The sequence below is a fragment of the Glaciecola sp. 33A genome, assembly GCF_002836745.1.
In the GTDB taxonomy this organism is placed as follows: domain Bacteria; phylum Pseudomonadota; class Gammaproteobacteria; order Enterobacterales; family Alteromonadaceae; genus Glaciecola.
The window spans coordinates 124,585-140,687 of record NZ_PJAR01000037.1 but is presented as its reverse complement, the minus strand read 5'-3'; the positions used below and the strand labels follow the sequence as shown (position 1 = coordinate 140,687).

General features: G+C 42.3%; 12 protein-coding genes. 6 read left to right on the top strand and 6 right to left on the bottom strand.

What is annotated here, in order from left to right:
* Positions 1-18: 18 nt before the first annotated feature.
* Together CXF81_RS08650 and CXF81_RS08645 are read left to right on the top strand one after the other, a co-directional pair.
* Positions 19-810, top strand: coding sequence for a HugZ family protein (locus CXF81_RS08650; protein WP_101180966.1), 792 nt, complete (start codon positions 19-21; stop codon positions 808-810).
* A 36-nt stretch (positions 811-846) separates the two neighbouring features.
* Positions 847-1,242: a hypothetical protein gene (locus CXF81_RS08645; protein ID WP_101180965.1), complete on the top strand. Its 396-nt coding sequence runs from the start codon at positions 847-849 to the stop codon at positions 1,240-1,242.
* Positions 1,243-1,287: 45 nt separating this feature from the next.
* Here the strand turns inward: CXF81_RS08645 and CXF81_RS08640 are convergent, their stop codons facing one another.
* The 3 genes from CXF81_RS08640 to azu form a co-directional block, all read right to left on the bottom strand.
* Positions 1,288-1,542 carry a superoxide dismutase [Ni] gene (locus CXF81_RS08640; protein ID WP_232771855.1) on the bottom strand — a complete coding sequence of 85 codons (255 nt, stop codon included), beginning with the start codon at positions 1,540-1,542 and terminating at the stop codon, positions 1,288-1,290.
* Positions 1,539-2,042 (bottom strand): hypothetical protein, encoded by a 504-nt coding sequence (locus CXF81_RS08635; RefSeq protein ID WP_101180964.1) that lies wholly within the window; start codon positions 2,040-2,042, stop codon positions 1,539-1,541. Before CXF81_RS08635 ends, CXF81_RS08640 begins: the two co-directional genes overlap by 4 nt.
* Positions 2,043-2,393: 351 nt before the next feature.
* Positions 2,394-2,846, bottom strand: coding sequence for an azurin (gene azu / locus CXF81_RS08630; protein WP_101180963.1), 453 nt, complete (start codon positions 2,844-2,846; stop codon positions 2,394-2,396).
* A gap of 250 nt (positions 2,847-3,096) precedes the next feature.
* Between azu and CXF81_RS08625 the strand changes: the two genes are divergently transcribed.
* From CXF81_RS08625 to CXF81_RS08610, 4 genes are all read left to right on the top strand, one after another.
* The gene (locus CXF81_RS08625; RefSeq protein ID WP_101180962.1) at positions 3,097-3,786 is read left to right on the top strand and encodes an RNA polymerase sigma factor; all 690 of its coding nucleotides are present in this window, start codon (positions 3,097-3,099) and stop codon (positions 3,784-3,786) included.
* Entirely contained in the window at positions 3,783-4,862 is a 1,080-nt protein-coding gene (locus CXF81_RS08620) for a FecR family protein (RefSeq protein ID WP_101180961.1), read from the top strand. Before CXF81_RS08625 ends, CXF81_RS08620 begins: the two co-directional genes overlap by 4 nt.
* A 143-nt stretch (positions 4,863-5,005) precedes the next feature.
* Positions 5,006-7,492 (top strand): TonB-dependent receptor, encoded by a 2,487-nt coding sequence (locus CXF81_RS08615; RefSeq protein WP_101180960.1) that lies wholly within the window; start codon positions 5,006-5,008, stop codon positions 7,490-7,492.
* Between the two features lie 118 nt (positions 7,493-7,610).
* Positions 7,611-9,104, top strand: coding sequence for a metallophosphoesterase family protein (locus tag CXF81_RS08610; protein WP_101180959.1), 1,494 nt, complete (start codon positions 7,611-7,613; stop codon positions 9,102-9,104).
* Positions 9,105-9,240: 136 nt separating this feature from the next.
* Here CXF81_RS08610 and CXF81_RS08605 read toward each other — a convergent pair whose 3' ends face one another.
* The 3 genes from CXF81_RS08605 to CXF81_RS08595 are packed head-to-tail and all read right to left on the bottom strand — an operon-like array spanning position 9,241 to position 15,828.
* Positions 9,241-10,404, bottom strand: a complete 1,164-nt coding sequence (locus CXF81_RS08605) for a cytochrome-c peroxidase (protein WP_101180958.1) — start codon at positions 10,402-10,404, stop codon at positions 9,241-9,243.
* Positions 10,394-13,096, bottom strand: a complete 2,703-nt coding sequence (locus tag CXF81_RS08600) for a Plug domain-containing protein (protein WP_101180957.1) — start codon at positions 13,094-13,096, stop codon at positions 10,394-10,396. The genes CXF81_RS08605 and CXF81_RS08600 overlap by 11 nt, the downstream gene beginning before the upstream one ends.
* On the bottom strand, positions 13,096-15,828 hold the full coding sequence (locus CXF81_RS08595) for an Ig-like domain-containing protein (RefSeq protein WP_101180956.1): 2,733 nt from the start codon (positions 15,826-15,828) through the stop codon (positions 13,096-13,098). The genes CXF81_RS08600 and CXF81_RS08595 overlap by 1 nt, the downstream gene beginning before the upstream one ends.
* Positions 15,829-16,103 lie beyond the last annotated feature (275 nt).

Below are 16,103 nucleotides of genomic sequence, written 5' to 3'. Positions count from 1 at the left end.
CTATAAAGAGGAAATCACATGAGTAATAAAAGTAAGCACATTCATCAAGCCGCTGTACTGATGCGAAGCCAGCATACAGGCGTTTTATCGACGTATAGTGTGTCTATGCAGGGCTATCCTTTTGGCTCGGTTATGCCATTCTTAATGACGGAAGAAGGCAACTTAGTTGTTTTTGCGTCTGATATTGCGCAACACTCTCGTAATATGCAAAAACACAATAAGGTGAGTTTATGTGTTTATGATGGCAGGCAAAGTGATAGCCAAGCAAGCGCTAGGGTCACCGTTTTAGGTACGGCCCAAGCGGATGCTGTTGACGCTCAATTGCAAGCGCAGTATATGGCGGTGTTTCCGCAAGCGAAATCATATATGCAAGCGCATGATTTTAGGTTTTACTTAATTAGTACTGATCGGCTGCGTTATATCGGCGGGTTTGGCGAAATTTATTGGTTTAGCCTAGACGATTGGCAAAGTCATATGTTTAACTTAGCTGCAAGCGCGCAGGGTGCCATAGAGCATATGCATGAAGATCATAGCGATGCTTTAGCGTTAATTGTTGCGCACCAGTTGCAGCGGTCCGTAGTACAAGGTCAAGTAACGATGCTTTCATGTTATCAACACGGCTTTCATTATTCGTGCACAACAGATTCAGTCACTGACAAAGACGCTACACACATTGGATTTATTTGTTTTAAGCAGCCGATTACCAAGGATCATGGCCTACGTCAGGCAATGGTTATGTTGACTCAAGAAGCGAGAAAAAAACCTGAGTGCAGCAACGATAAAGCCGAAACCATGAGTAGTACAACTTAACATTCGCAAACGACTGACCGCTATGAGGGAATTAGCATGCACAAATATCCACAGAATCGACAGAACCTACTAAGTCCGAGGCGCTCACTAGATATTATTGAAACCCGTATCCGTGGTGGTATAGAGCACAATAATCCACCATTAGTTAATATTTATCTTTTACAAATTGCAGACTTAGCAGCAGCAAAAACAGCCTCAAGCGCGAGATTTGTCATTGCAAGCAGGGCGTTTCAGCTTCTTTACGACACAATTGCCGATGAGTCGGTTGAAGTTAATTGGCGCATGCTATGTCTAGATAAAATTAATTTACCCCTGCAGTTGATGAAAAAAAGCTGCGACAGCACTCGACTGCAGCAGCAGCATCGTCATCTGCAATACAAATTGACATTGCTCGTCATCAAAAACTACTTTTTACTCAATAACCCTGACTAACGCTATCCCGCTTTACCTGCGGAATCTGAAAATAGGCTATCAAAATCACCCAAATTTCTTTTTTAACATTAGTTGCAGAGTATCTTTTTCTCGGGTTAACCTACTTAGCTGAGAATTGTCAGCGGCCGTAAGCTGCGGTTTATCATTTAGTTCTTTTATTAAATCTATAAAGCTCTGCAAACTTAAGCCGGCTACCTGCGCTACAATGGGGTCATTAATGTTACACGGAATATCGCACTTGGCTGTAGGGGTGGGGATTGCAAATGTATGGTTGAGTGCCTTGAATAAGCCCGTAATCATAATGGTTCCTTATTGTTGTTAAATGAACTGTAAAGTCTTTGCAGTAGAGATTGATTTGACTGTTTAGTGCTTGAACTGTTGAGCTGACCCTGACTGTTTTGTGAGATGGTATTGTGGTGCAGTTGTCTAAATCTTAGTAAGGCAACCTTGGCTCTGCACTTACCCCATCTTAATGCCTCTTCTTGCGTGTCAGATTGCTCGTTGAGCAATAGCGCATTAATAATATTGTGCGCTTTAGCTAACTCGTTTTCACTTAAGTTATGTTCGTCTTGTTGGGCATATAATTCAGCTAAATTATGAAAACTAGCGAGCAGTGCAGCAACAGCTGCTCTTCCTGAATTGAGCATATTGATAAGTATAATCGCTTCGCAAATCGCTATTTCATAATGCTCAATAGAACGCGTAATTTGTTTTTTTTCGAAATATAAATTACCTGCTAAAGTATGGCGCTTCCAAGTGGTAAAACGTGGATCTTGATTAATATTTTTATCCTGTTCCATGTAATCTCTCCAATAACTGTATAGCAAAAATGAGCTACTAACATAGTAACGTAAAACCATATAAATGCAAATGATAATCATTTGTATTTATATGGTTTTACACTAGTCTATTATTATGGTTATTTATTGAACTACGCGCCCTGTAAAATAACGTAAATTATTTTGCCTATACGCGCCTACATATGGAAATAGAGACTGTCCTGCAGAGCTCACGACTGCCAGTCAAAGGTTTGCTTTAAAGGTCTTTTCCATCGCCGACAGATACTAATTTAAGTCAGACCTAGCTGGATGTGTAGAGGTAATATTATGATACTCGACCGGCAGACCTTGTCGTTCTGCCGTCTCATCTGCCTACTCAATTATTGTGAATTTTCCCTGCATCATTGCAAAATGTCCTACAAAGGAACAGAAAAAGGTATAGTCGCCTCCTACTTTCAGATCACTAAGATTGAATGAAACACTGTCACCTTCGCCTCCTCCAATAATTTTTGTACTAGCAATTACTCTGGGGTCACCTGATTTCAAATATTGATTTTCAAGTCCAGCACTCCAGCCATCTTGTGCTGTGGCTTGAGCATTTTCGGTAGTAGAAAGCACCCAGTTATGGCCCATCGCATTGCGAGGAAATGTGCCTGTGTGGGTTAAATTAATCGTAACTGTTTTGCAGGCCGTCGCTGACACTTCAAGTGCTGTAGGAACAAAATTCATATTGTCACCTACTTTAACTTCAATGTTGCAGGAGTCTGCATATACGTTTGAGGGAATGAGTATTAGCAGCAAACAACCACAGTATAAAAATTTCATTGTTCTAACCTTTATTCAAAAAACGAAGTGTGACATTAAAATCACTTAAATACAAATAGTAACAATTATCATTACGGTTAATTTAATAGCCTGATCACACATAGACTTTAAAAAATAATATAAAAATAGGTTGAGCGGGAAATATGAATTTTTTATTATGTTTGTAATTGATGGCATAACCGTCATATTTCTGATTAGAAAGAGTAGTAAGGTTAAGAATTGAGTTTCAATTTTCGCCGAGTCAATATTAATGAATAAACCGTTGCACCAAGATCAGCTATCTTTTGTTGCACCTTACATTAAGAAAAGTGCTACTGAGTCATTTCACACACAAGCAAGCAAGAATAAACTTTCTGATAGTCAATCAATTGATACCCTATTCCGTGACCATTGGCTTGATGTGTGTCGTTTGCTACACAAAAGTTATGGCTCGGGTCCTCCAGAGCCTGAAGATGTGGCTCAAGAGGCCTTTAGTCAATTTGCCCAAATGAAAAACACGACAGAGGTTAAAAATCCCAAAGCATACATAATAAAGATAGCCATAAATATCACCCTAAAGTCGATCGGCAAACTGTGTAAAGTTCGAGAATTTATTACAGAACAAATAGACCCCGAAGATGGTCAATTAAACGAGATATGCCCCGAAACCATCTTACAAGGCGAGCAACGTCTTACCGCCATGCAAAAAGCAATTGACAAACTTAGCAGCAAACAACGTGATGTTTTGATGTACGTCCGAATTAAAGGACAAACTTACGCGCAAATATCTGCCCAAACAGGATGGAGCATTGCTGATATATGCCGTCAACTGAATGAAGCAATGGCGATTTTAGAAAGCATCGACAAACAAGTCCAAGGCACAAGTGTCAGCGCTGAAGACTCCGTCAACGAACCTGACCTTTCACTCCCTGAAAACAACACAAACGAGTGGAAATTATGACCCACAAAATGAATGAATTTACGATTGATGAGGCTAGGAAAAATAAAGAGTGCCAAGAGGCTCAAGACACTCCTCAAGCTCAAGCAAGAAAATGGTTAACTGAGTTATATGCCGGCAACAGCGACGCTAAAAAGCGCAAGAAATTTATTTTATGGCTCAATAGCAATGAGGCAAATGTACACGCATTTAGGTATAGCCTGCAGGTTTGGAAAGCGATTGGCATGACGGATTCTGCGGTGGACTGGTTAGAACAACAAGTGGATCGAGATCCGGTCATTGTGCTGACACCAAAGCCTAAACCCAAATTCAAACACCGCTTAGCAACATCGCCAATGTGGTTAAGCAGTATGGCGGCTAGTGTTATCTTAATAGCGGTCACTGCTATTTACCACAGCCCAAGGACACTTGAAATAACGCCTCCCGCAATCGCGTTTAATTCACCCATTGGCCAAAATCGTAGTATTACTTTGAGTGACGGCTCGGATGTAATACTAGCAGGAAATTCAAGTATTTTAGTCGATATAAGTCAAGATACTCGGCGCATTATTCTGCAAAAAGGTGGTGCCTATTTTGACGTTAGTCATGACCCTAGTCGCTTATTCTTAGTTACCGCTGAACATCTGCAAGTGCGTGTGCGCGGCACCGCGTTTGCGGTAAAGCATAGCGCAGACAATGCAATCAAAGTGTCGGTGCAACGAGGTTTAGTTGAGGTAGTAGATTTACCTGAACAGGGCACAACAGATGAACAGATGTTGCAGTTGCGCGCCAACGAACAAGTCCGTGCGGCCTTCAACGGAACGTTTATCACAGAGGTCACTCAATTTAACAATGAAACAGAGTTCTCTTGGCTCAGTGGGCGCCTCATTTACGATGATATCCCCTTAAAGACCGTGGTTATTGATATAAACCGCTACGCTAAAAAGCCGGTTGTAATATTAGACGAGAGCATTAACGACTTAGCGATTACGGCCTCTTTTACCTTTGATCAAATAGATCAAGCACTCGATGGATTAGCCGCAGCCTATCCGATTATCTTGATCGAAGAGAACGAGCGCAAGGTGCTGACTAAACAGTGAGCCCTAATGTTGAGGAGTGTGATTTCACTGAATAGAAAAGGGCTGTTGTGTGAAGGTTTTGTGAAACCGTCACACACACTGAAAAAATTGACGCCAATATGACTCTTATGACGAACCCACATTAATCTATTGGAATATACGTTATGAAAAAATTGAGTCGTTCAATCAAATTAGCCCTATTTGCCGGGGTATTTACCTGCCTTACGCCGCTTCACGTTTTCGCACAGCAAGCCGAGGTTAATATCGCTATTCAACCGCTTGGGCAAGCTTTGAATAAACTTTCTGAGCAAACGGGTGTTGTGATCATTGCCCCTAGCCGCCTTGTTGAAGGCAAAATAGCCATGGCCACTACCGGTAAATTGTCAGCTATTGAAGCGGTCGAGCAATTAATTGAAGGCAGCGGATTGAAAGCGCACAAACAGCCTAGTGGCGCCATTATTATTAAAAAAGCCGATATTATTTCGTCAAGCATAAAACGAGCATCAGATTATCAAGCACCTATGGATGAAGTGCTCGTGACTGGACTAAAGCGAGAAAGCAGCTTGCAAGATACGCCTGTTGCAATATCTGTCTTAGGCGGCGATGAATTAAAGGCCCTCGGAGTAAGCGATTTCACAGACTTAATTGGCAGCCTATCGGGCGTTTCAATTAACTCAGCCTTTGGTGGCCCTGAAAATAGTTTTATCACTATTCGCGGCATTGGTGGTGCGGATGACTACAAACCCAATGGTAATCCTTCGGTGGCGTTGCATGTAGATGGTGTTTACCAGACCTCTAATGCTTACTTGAGCATGCCGCTTTTTGATTTAGAGCGCATCGAGGTACTTAAGGGCCCTCAAGGTACCCTATATGGCCGCAACACAACTGCCGGCACAATTAATGCCATTACACGTGCCCCCGGTGACAGTTTAAACGGCTATGCAGATATTGAATATGGGTCTTACGACTTTGTTTCTGGTAGCGCTGCGGTTGGCGGTCCTGTCTCAGATAGCCTAGGTATTCGCGTTGCAGTATTAATAAAACAAGGTGGCGGCTTTATGGATGGTGCCGGAGCAGGTAGTTTTGCCGGATTTGTACCCGAAGGTGCTGAAGGTATTGTGCCGCCTGTAGCTGACCCAGGTAAGCGCGATGGTTTTGGTGACGCAAACTTATTTGCTTTTCGTGGCACTGGCGTTTACGACTTTACTGATGTGACGTCACTGACATTGCGTTATTTCGTCAGCCAAGATAGGGGGGATACCCGCCAATATGATCGCGTGGCTTTTGCAGATGACAACCCCTCACGTAACGCAGGTGAAAACAGCGACCCTTATGAATTTTATGCGAGTGAATATTACTCCCATGAAATTGATGTAAGTGGATTTTCAGGTGATTTTAACCATCAGGTAAATCTCAACTTGAACTTAGATATTCTGTTCGCATTACAAAATAGTGAGCGCAATGTTAGCGGTAATGGCGACGGTACTTCATTCCCACGTTTTCAATACAACTTTGACGATAAGCTTGACCAAACCTCATTAGAAATTCGCTTAAGTGATTCAACAGGTGGTGAGTTTGACTGGATTGCGGGGGCGTTTTTTATTAACGACTCAGTAGATTTTACTAGCAACTGGACGAGCTATGCCGTGTTGTCTCAATACAGTTCGCCTTATAACCAACGCCGAACCAGTGTTGCCACCTTTGGTAACCTTGATTGGAACATCTCAAACGATTTGGTCGTCACGGGTGGCCTGCGTTACACCAAAGATAGCGCTAAGTTTCGCGGTCAAAACATCGATTCCGATCCGTGGGGATTATCTGTATTTGAAACAACCTTTAATACCAAAGCAAATTTTTCGTGGGATCGTGAATTTGAAGACAGTAATATATCAGGAAAGTTAGCTCTTCAATATTTTGTGAATGATAACTTTAACGTATTTACATCGGTGAGCAATGCTTATCGTGGCGGTGGCTTTGACGGTACTTCAATCTTTTCAGAAGAAGAAACATTCCCGTTTGAATCAGAACAAGTGCTTGCGTATGAAGCCGGCGCACGTTTTGTTACCGACCGGCTTAACTTAACGTTTGACCTCTTTTCTTATGATTTTGAGGAACTTCAGGCCACAGCTAGGCTATCAAATGACACCAACGGGAGAACAAACGTGGGCGAGGCAACAGTGCGCGGAGCTGAGGCATCTATCGCACTGACCTTATATGAAACAAGTGGTTATAAAGTGACTTTTAATACTGCGGGCACCTATTTGGATACTGAAATCACCGAATTCTCTTCAAATCGGGTAAATGACGTTATCAATACGATTGGCGATCCACTGCCCGGCTCACCAGAGTGGAGCCAAACCGCGGCGCTAAATTATCAAACATCACTAAGAAACAACATCACGGTGAATGCGCGTATTAATTACAGTTATCACGGTGAGGAATCGAACCGTCTCAACGCTGGTGAAGGCAACACCGCACCATCTTATGAATTACTGGGTGTAAGAGTGGATTTAACCTTGGCTAACGGCTTAAACCTATACGCCTATGGACGCAATATTACCGACGAAGTTTACTTCCTTGAACTTAACGGCGGCTCCCGTCTAGTGGGCGCACCTGCTACTTATGGTGCCGGTGTTAGTTATGCGTTCTAAGTCATAATATTTACTTATACAGGAATAAAAAAGTGGGCTGAATAAACTTACGCAAAACGTCAAAGGTATGCTTTGACGTTTTGCTATTAGCCTTTTATTAAACCTTTTAGGAGTACTCATGAAGCTAATCTGGACCACCTTGTTTTGTTTTACGCTGATACTATGGACTGTGCACACTCATGCTCAGTCAACCCAGGAAAAAATCAGTAAAGCTAAATCACCCTACATAGCAGCATCTTCCTGGCCGGATCGTATAATAGTGACACCTACTGAAGACCCCTCAACCAGCTTTTCGATAACTTGGCGCACTGACCAAACTATTGAAGTTGCGCAGGCACAAATTGTTAAAGCCAGTCCAGATGCACGTTTTGACATACAGGCTAAGTCGTTAACAGCAACCACAGATGGCGTGTCGTTGAGTCATGGCGAAAGTCAACTAGGTGAATTTAGCTACCCTGCAAATACCGGTCTTGCTGGGGTCAATTACCACTGGGTAACCTTGACGGATTTGCAGCCTGACACTCTATATAACTATCGCGTAAGTGGCGGGCAGGGTAACTGGACATCGTGGCGGCAAATAAAAACGGCGCCGCAACAGCGAGATCGCGACGTCGAATTTTTATATTTTGGAGACGCACAAAGCGGTATTTATTCACATTGGCCAATGATATTACGCAGCGCTTGGCAACACGCTCCTAAAGCCGAATTTGCTATATACGCAGGAGACTTAGTTAACGAAGGGGCTAGTGATCGCCAGTGGTCAAATTGGCTTAACGCAGATCCTTTTATTCTAAGTATGATCCCAGCGGTACTGGTGGTCGGTAATCACGAATACGACTGGAAAATGCAGGCTAATAATCAAAAAGATTGGGCGCTTTCAACACTTTGGCAAGACCAGTTTACTCTGCCTCTTTCTCCCACGTTACCAGTTGAACTTCAAGAGACAGTATATGTGACTCGTTACCCAGACTTAGATATTTTTGTGCTTAATTCTGGCGCATTAGGTGATGTAGCGTTGTTAGATGCGCAAGCTCAGTGGCTGGACAAAAAACTGCAGAGCAGCTCAGCAAAATGGCGCATTGTGACCATGCATCATCCCGTGTTTTCTTCATGCGGAATGCCACTCAATACAGCAGGTCAGGACGAGCCTGATGTTCGTGCCGCTTTTTTACCTGTATTTTTAAAGCATAATGTCGACTTAGTGCTGCAGGGGCACGATCATACTTACTCCCGAGGCAGCATAGGAACGCCAGAAGACATAGGAAAAATAGCCAGTCCACTGGAGCCTAAAAAGGTAAGGTCGGTATTTTTGACCACAGTAGCCAGTCCTAAAACGTATCCTCAAAAGCTCGATCGCTGGCAAGAGTATAGTCATTATGGTGTGGTCTTAGAGCGCATAGGCGAAAACACACCCACCTACCAAATCATTAAAAAAACAGATAATAAATTGAAGTATCAATCGTTTACCACAGATGGCAAATTATATGATGGCTTTATTTTAGAAAAAAATCTGAAAGGCCAAAACACCTTAAGAATTCAAGCGGACCTGCCTTTACAGCGGACTTTTGCCAACACCGGCCCTTACAAGAGTCATCATGATTTAGCAGAGTAAACAACTAATATAACAGACTAAAATAGCGATTCATCGGGGGGGGGAGCATTCGAGCTAAGAGAAGAGCGGTAATTTCAGCCAATATGAATATGAGCCAACTTATAAGGGCAAGCTTATTGCTGAATGTCTATTATTACTACAGTATTTTTAAAAATTCCAGAAGAGCCGATTCTTCTTCCTTACTCAGCTTAAAAGGAACTAAAATATCTGATGTGATTGGAAAGGCAAGCATCGAATCCAAGTCTTTTGGTCTTCTGGGGCGCGCGCCACCATGCGAATACATTCGAACAATACCTGTCAAATCATCGAATAAGCCGTTATGCATCCAAGGCGATGTTTGTGTTAAATGACGTAACATCGGGGTTCTGAATTTCCCCATATCAGCGGGGTTGTTAGTCAGTTCGTAAGTACCTAGGTCTTCAAAACGTCGTCCAAAATAATGCAGTCCGGTATTGTGGAACTCTTGGTCTGAAAAAAGCTCCCCATGGTGACAATTTACGCAGCCCGCTTTAGTTCTATACACATGCATACCCAGCAATTGCGCGTCATTTAGTGTCGTTTTTGCTTTTGCATAATCTTGGTTTTCGATATACCGATAAAATAGATCAAAAACAGTGTCTGGACCACGCAAGGTTTTTTGAAATTCAGCTAGGGCTAATGCCATATCAGGCCAGTTTACTTTTTTGTTGGGGTAGGCCTTTTGCCATGCTTGGCTCAATGCGAATAGCTTGTGTACTTGTTCCACTGCATGTTTCGGTGTCGCTCCCATTTCTAATGGATGAGTCAGGGGATCAGTCGCTTGAATATGTAATTCTGTTGCTCTACCGTCCCAAAATAAGACATCCCATAGGTCGACGTTAAGCAAAGACGGCGAGTTTCGGTGACCTTTTCGGCCGTTGATCCCAACTGATACTTGAATTGGATCAGAAAATCCAACGCTGGGGCGATGGCAAGAAGCGCAACTGATGTCGCCGGTTTTTGATAACGATGGCGCGTGAAACAGTCGTCGTCCTAATTCGGCAAGACCGTTGTCCACCTTAATTGCATTGGGCAAAGGTAAAATATCTTGTTTGGCCAACGCTGGTTTCTGCGGCCATTTTTCAGGCGGGGTTAAATATGATAACCAAAGCGCTGAGTCTGCCTGAACATTGCTGGTGCTCAATAAACTGCTGGTGCTTAATAAACTGCTGGTGCTTAATAAACTGCTGGTGCTTAATAAACTGCTGGTGCTTAATAAACTGCTGGTGTTTAATAAAATAAAGCACAGCATTGAAGCGCGGGTTGATTTTTTAAAGCTCATAGCTTACTTCTAACCAAAATGAGCGACCAACTTCAAGACCTGTTTGACCTGATGTAACAGAAAAGGTGCGTGCATCTAACAAATTATTGATTTCTAGTCCAATGCCAACGTTATGCTTACCCAATGCTAAGTTGTATTGCGCAGCCAAATTAAGCAAGGTGATTGCGGGCCTTTGCACTTCTATATAAAGCGGGTACAAGAATGAGTCAATTTCACATTTACCGCAGATCCTTATGTCACGATCAATTTCTTGCAAGAGACCGGTGTAAACAGCTGCATCATAGTTGCCGACATAGCTGATATTCAAATTTGTACTAAAATGCTCGCTCCAGTCACTTTGCACGCTTAAGTTAGCGTTAATAGGGCGACTGTAATCTAAATTTCGCAGACTCAGGTCTTGTTGGCTGATCAGTCTAGAGATATTGCTTTGCGCATTACCGGCCCTTAAGATTACTAACTCATCTTCTGGAATATTCTGCACGCTTTCATCATAAGAGCTTGCTGAACTTTTATTATCAGTATGACTGACATGAAACCAGACAGCATGGTTTTTAAAAGCAATATTATACGAGGCGGTGTAACGTTCATATTCACCATAACCAAGGTTATCTTGAGAGATAATGGTTATACCATCAACAAGCTTGGTTTCGCCCCGGGTAACCTGATCCTTTTGCTTGCGGTGTACTGTTTTTAAGGAAAAAATACCGCCAAATGCACTTTGCTGCCAACCCAAGGAAATTTCATCGTTGTAGGGCGTGGCCAAATCGTTATAGTCGTAGCTAAAGCGCTGTGCTTGAGTTGACACTAACCAATCACCAACATCACCTTTGGATAACGCGCGATATTGCGTTAAATAAGGGCGTTGTTGTTCTCTGATTAAATAAGTAAGGGGACCACTTGCATAGTACCGATTAAAGCCCAAAGATAATAAATAATCGTTGTCGGCGAAGGGATCAAAACCAATACTAAACCTAGGTGAAATGTTTATATTCTCAAAAATAGAATCATATTCAATTCGTGCGCCAAGGTTAATTCTAACCCGCTCATACTCCAATCTACCGTCGCTATAAACAGCTATCAACTGTTTACTGACATCGATATCTTCGACCGGGTAAACACGCCGATATCTGAAAAATTGTCCACGCGTAAGTAAATTATCCCTATATGCAGCAATTTGTACGGGATCACTGAAATCAATTTGTCCACCAAATTGCTGCACGAAGATAGCCAACGCAGTGACATAGCTTTGTTCAATGCAGTCAACGAGCTGCTCTCGGCAATTAAGGTTGGCGTCACGAAAAGGGCTGTTATAAATGAGTCCCGTCTGAGTACGGTTTCTAGATAGCTCAGCTTGTTCCAAGGATACGCCTAAATCTAGCAATAAATTGCCGCGTAAAAATGACATTGGATCAAGATTGAAATCGTTATCAAACCTTATAATATTCTGGTTTTTCTCAATGTTGCCATAGCCACCCTCGATTGAAAAAGGAACGTCATTCACATCAATTCCCCAGCTTTTACCAGCTGCACGATACCAAGGGCGATATATATTCGGCGCTGACCGCGAATTTTCGCTGAAAGAGTAAGAAAATCGACTGCGCCAATCAAAACTTTCAAAGGCTTCTTTGGTGTTTACCACAAAACTAGCGCCACCACCTTCATTGGTTAATTCAGAATTCAAGACATCGGTAATAATGTGCTGGCCTGTATAGGGAGAATAACTCGCATGAAATCTAATTTCGTCAAATAATGTGTTTTTAATCTGATATTGAATAGATGAACTGATTGATTCTCGCTCGGTTTCGATGAGTTTTTGTAAGCTGATTTGGTCAATGAGCGAGGTGGTGCGAGAAAGCGACATGATTAATTCGTGATTTTCAAAAGGGGTGACCTTGCCCATTAGTGACAAGGTTTCTTTGGCAAATGAGGGCGCACGAGGAAGCTCAATGTTACTCTCATCTTGAGAACCATCATTGGCATCGTTATAGTTGCGCTCATCTATGAGCGTATACTTGTTAAATTCACTTCTGCTGGTGCGGTAATTGAGACGAAAGATGGGAGATTGAAAATAACTGCGAGGTTTGACATCCACAACACCGCCACTAAATTGTCCAAACTTAGCTGGCACATTGCTTTCGTAAAGAGTCACTTCACCAACCAAAGCTTGGTTAATAAAAAAGCTTTGTGGGTGACCCTGTACATCATTTATGGCGGCAACGCTGAGGTTGGATGCGTCAGGGTCGAGTAATGAATTATTACTAGCACCATCAAAAAAGAACCCAGTTTGCCAAGGCTCAGCCCCCGACACAGATATCAATTGACTGCGTATCTCTGCTTGCTGTGATACGTTTAGCGCACTTTCGCTAGTTTGGACTCCAGGTAAATTGGACAACATATCCGTGATATTGCCGTTACCTTTAGCGCTATCACTTATGAAATCACGATCCAATACATACTTTCCTGTCAGGCCAATACTAACGGGGAGGGCACGCTTACCGATAACCGTAATTATTTCAAAGCGTTGTTCTAAGCACTGCTTAAATTTTTGCTTGTCATCACCTGATTGCGCTAAACACTTTTTTGAAATTGATTCTGGGGGGTTGTCAGTTGATGCTTGTGGTGCTGCAAATACAGCACCATTCAGAAGCAGCAGCGCAATAGACTGCGCTGCATAATTTCTTATCACCTTCACTAATTTCCATCCCCAAGCGGCGAAACATCGTTGCCATCCTCAACGTCATCGCCATCCGCATCACTGTCAGCGATAACGTCGGAGGCGTTAATCTCTTCGGCAGTTGCTTGAACTGAATAAAAGTTTGCCAAACCATCGCCATCAGTATCGACCGAAGCAATATTGGTTGATGGGTAATCATTTTGTAACGCTTGAACTTGAGCCAGCATCGCGCTACTGATGACGAGTTCCTCGCCACTGAGGCTCAAGGAGGTAATAATGTCGGCCACCGCAGTGTACGCTCTTGCAGAGGCAAGTGCCTCAATGGCATCTTCGTATTGCTCTTCAAATTCTGCTACCGCGAGTAGCTTAACCGAAGCCGCTAGCGCATCAGATAGTGTTGCTATATGTGTATTCATTGCCAGAAGATGTGCTGCATAATTACTGTTGTTGTAACGATTGCGCAGTTGAATAATAGCGGCAGAGCGATCAAGTGAAGAGTCGTCCTGATAGTTAATGCCAGCGATAGCGTCAAGTAATCCAATTAGGGCTTCAGTCTTTTCTTCTTCTGTTTTATAAGTTGCATTTAGTACCTTTTCTGCAGTGCTTGAAATAGATTCATTTGCCGCGGTGAAATTACTGTTGCTACTAAACAATACTGCAACTTGCGCTAAACGCGAGTAGATATCAGAGCGTGAATAGTCTTGTAAACGAAGGTTCATCGCGTTAATGACAGCAATCGTTGCTGCACTATTGCCTACCATTTCTAATGCACTAGTCGCATCTACATGTGCTCGCATTACGTCGAGTTCATCTTGATTTTCTGCACCAAAGTATGCTGTTCTAATGCGATCACATGTACTTGCCGCATTTTCTGCTTTAGCTGTTTCACCAACACGTTGATAAAAAAGAACATATTTTAAGCAACCTCGGACACCGGTTGAATATGATGTTGTTGATGTGTTTTCAATTAGATAGGCGTCACTCGATAGTATTGCTAATCCTCTGTCATAGGCTGCTATAGCTGCTTCTGGATTACCAAAATCGAGCAATGTTTCACCCAAATGTCTATTAGAAAGGTTAGACGTTAATCTTGTTTGAATATCTCTTAAGTCGCCAGCATATAGTCTTTCGATTTCAGCTATTGCTTCTGCAGCAGTGCCTCCGTTTTGAACTATTTTTGCTGCTTTTGCATCTTTGACACCAGTCTCTATATCATCCAGAAAGAAGCTGTCTGACGTTGCAACACTGAGGGCAATATTGTCTTCAAAATCGTAAATTAACTCACTGGTAAAGGCAACATCAATAAGTGGAAAGGTGTACTCAAGCGCGGTTATTGCCGCATAGTTTTGAGCCGGCAAGCTGTAATCGCTATCATAATCAGCAGTCCCATAGTAGGAGAATGTATATGCCAGTTGATCTTTTGCTTTCTCTGTCTCTCCTAACGCAAGGAAGTAAGCTATTGCATCCGCATTATAGAGAGGCGCCAATCGGTAATATTTTTTGCCTTCATTATCACCCCGTCTAACTGTTTGATAACCTGTTTCACGTACGGTTAAGGTAAATCTCTGTATTGCATCCAATGCAGTTTTCTTATTTTCATCGCTTCTATCGTTTAGAAAAACATCAATAGTGTCTTCTACCTGAAAGCGGTACGACGTAATTAGCCGCCCGAAAGCGGTCGAGTATTCTTTGGTTTTACCACCCAATACGTTCGTGTAAGTATTCAGTTGGTCTATAATTTTTTGTAAAAGTGCAGGGTTGTTTAATGCGCGTGCATCGCTAAATAGACCTTGCACAAAAGACGCATCAGAAGACGTTATATTCTCAAGCCCATTATCAACTAAGTATTGTGCGTATATTTGCAACGCAAGCTCAAAGTATTCAACCGCTTTTTCGTCACTACCAATTTCAGCATTAACGACGCCTAAGCGTCTATATAAGGTCGACTTAGCCTGCTGGGTGGTAATGTTATTTTCAATTATGGTATTCAGTTGTTTGGATAGGCCAGCACTGGCATAGCCCATAGCAAGGGCTATGTAAGCATCTTCTGTGGCAATGTCATCGTTTATCGGCACAAGCGTTTCGCTTGCTTGCTTTAAATGTGATAAGCCTGAACGATAGTAATATGCAGCTTTGTCTGCATTTGTAGTGTAGGAGGGCGACAATGCAACCGTAAAGTCAGCACTGCTTTGCGCATCACTTAATGTCACGTTAAAACTAGTATTGGGTAGTTCCAGCTCACTAGGTAGATACGTAAAACTGCCATCTGACGTTAATGTTAATGCGCCATTTTCTGGTGCCTCAGTTAGCGCAAACGTTACGGTATCTCCATCTATATCATCCGCGATAAGTTGGCCTGAAATTTCATCTGCTGCAGTCACTTTTAGTGAGGTTTGTTGTAATGTTGGTGAGTCATTTACGGCAGAAATGCTAAAACTGAATGCATAACGTGTGGTACCTGCTTCAACAGTTGCTGAATCGTTGCCATTGAAGTTAGCGTTTGGTGTATAGGTGATGCCCAGAGCAGAAACGGCTAAGTTCCCGTTGCTGACGGCTGTTAATACTATGGGTGTATCGCTAAAATTAATGCTTTGTTGAATGCTCGTGTCTTCTTGCAGTTGCAAAGAAATTTGTTCATTGGTGATGTTATCACTGCCGCTTCCGCAGCCAGTTAATGCAATAAGGAATACTGCAGTGATAAAATTACGATAAAAGGGACGTTGCGAATTATACTCTTTTTGGCCTATCATTTTTGTATGCTCTTGTTAATTTTCGAGCATACTACAATTCTAATAATGTAAATGCAAATAATAATCATTATCATTACTATCAATTGGATTTGGTGGTATCTAGACGATCAACTATTGCGCTGTATTACTATTTCGTTGGTGAAACTTTTATTACCTTAGAATGATATTGAGAGTAATTCTTTGGGTTTTTACTCAATACTTTAAAAATTAACTTAACAATGACATAAATTACGGTGATGAAACTAATAATCGCTACATCAAACAAAAGGTAATAT